We start from the raw sequence: 1,553 nt of genomic DNA, 5'->3' as shown, positions 1-1,553 counted from the left end.
CAACCTCGTTGCGAGCCAGACCGGTATCTCGCGAAGTGCCGATGATGGTTTTGGCCATCTCTTTTTCTTCGTCTTTACCGGCCACGCCAGCCTTGATCGCAATGTCACGGATCACCGCCCCGAACTCGGCGCTGACCCTGGTCGGCACAATCATCGTGGCCGCCGCTGCACTGGTGGCGAGCGCGGTATTGCGCAGCCCTACAGCACCCTCTTTCATCTGGCCCTGACCGGTCGACTTGAGTTCGGCTTTGCGTGCCTGCCGCCCGGCCTGCTCATAAGCCTTGCCAAGGTTTTTGACCTCGACACCCTGTCGCCGCAGGCTTTCAAGGTTGGCATCGAGCTTGCGCCGCAAGCCATCGGCCGTAGCAGATCCGCTCAAATGCGCCTTGCGCCATTCTTCCTGCAGGCGCTTGGTTTCACCGATCACCGATTGCAGAACCTTGGCCTTGCCCGCAGTCGATTCAAGACGCTTAACGCGCCCTTCGACGTCCTTGAACGCCGCTCCCACGGACTTGCTGACTGCGCCACCAATCACCAGGCCAAGCGCTAATTCCTTCGCCATGCTGTCGCCCCTTGATTACCGTCCACGGGGAAAGCAGCTCAATCCCTGAGCCACCACCACATGTCGAAAAACGGCATCGTTTCAATCTCGGCCAAGGAGAACCCAGTTTCCTTGGCCATACGCTTTGCCATCAGCCGCAAAAGTGAAGGGTCAAACATCGTCCTCTTCGACCATGCGAAAGTAGCCGGACTTCACGCGCTCATAGTCCTTTAGCGTGAGGCCCATGAGGTCGTTTTCGCCAATGGAGGCAAGGCTGGCAAACAACATGGCATCAACGGCCAGCTCGTCATTGGGGTGCGCCTGCTGACAAACACGCACCTCACGCACAGTCGGGGAGCGCATGACGATCTTGTCCGACTTGACGCCGTTCATTTCACTGGGCGTGGACAGGGTGATGGTCACACCGGAATCCGTGACAACCAGCCACTTGGGCAGCTCGTTCGGGTAGGTTTTTGCATTGACTGAAGTGTTCATGTAATCCCCTTACAGGCCCAGCTGGTTGCGCATCTGAATGAGTTGGTCAACGCCGTTGATCACGCGCACCGAGTTGACCGGATCGATCTCGTACATCACCGTTCCGTCAACTTCTAGCTTGTAATACGACACGCCGATGTTGTACTTGAACTCGGCTTTATCACCCGGTTTCCAGCTACCCGGATCAACCTCTTTAAGCATGCCGCGGAGGGTTGCGGTGACACCCACAAAGGCACCCTTCTGGCCCCTGAAAGAGCCACGGAACGACGCATTGAACGCGGTGCCGTCTGCCAGGCCGAAGAACTTCATGGCTTCTTTACGCACGCCGTTGGTAGTGAATGAGGATTCAAGCTTCTCCAGGCCCATATCCATATCAATCTCGGCATCCATGCCGCCAGCACGATAGGCCTCGGTTTTAACTGTCACTTTGGGCAGCGACAGCTCCGGCACATCGCCGGAGAAGTTGATGCCGTCCACGAACAGGTTTGTATTGAAAAGCGTTTGAGGAATCATGTTG

General features: G+C 56.9%; 2 protein-coding genes and 1 pseudogene. All 3 read right to left on the bottom strand.

Annotated elements, in window-relative coordinates:
* Window positions 1-562 (bottom strand): annotated as a pseudogene (locus AUC60_RS27825) (phage tail tape measure protein); the annotation flags it as partial.
* A gap of 150 nt (window positions 563-712) precedes the next feature.
* Window positions 713-1,036, bottom strand: coding sequence for a phage tail assembly protein (locus AUC60_RS06860; protein ID WP_087265343.1), 324 nt, complete (start codon window positions 1,034-1,036; stop codon window positions 713-715).
* 9 nt (window positions 1,037-1,045) lie between these two features.
* On the bottom strand, window positions 1,046-1,549 hold the full coding sequence (locus tag AUC60_RS06855; RefSeq protein ID WP_087265342.1) for a phage major tail tube protein: 504 nt from the start codon (window positions 1,547-1,549) through the stop codon (window positions 1,046-1,048).
* Between the last annotated feature and the right edge of the window lie 4 nt (window positions 1,550-1,553).

It is taken from the genome of Pseudomonas caspiana (assembly GCF_002158995.1).
GTDB classification, from domain to species: Bacteria; Pseudomonadota; Gammaproteobacteria; order Pseudomonadales; family Pseudomonadaceae; genus Aquipseudomonas; species Aquipseudomonas caspiana.
The sequence above is the reverse complement of the archived record's forward strand: the minus strand, read 5'-3'. Positions and strand labels throughout refer to the sequence as shown.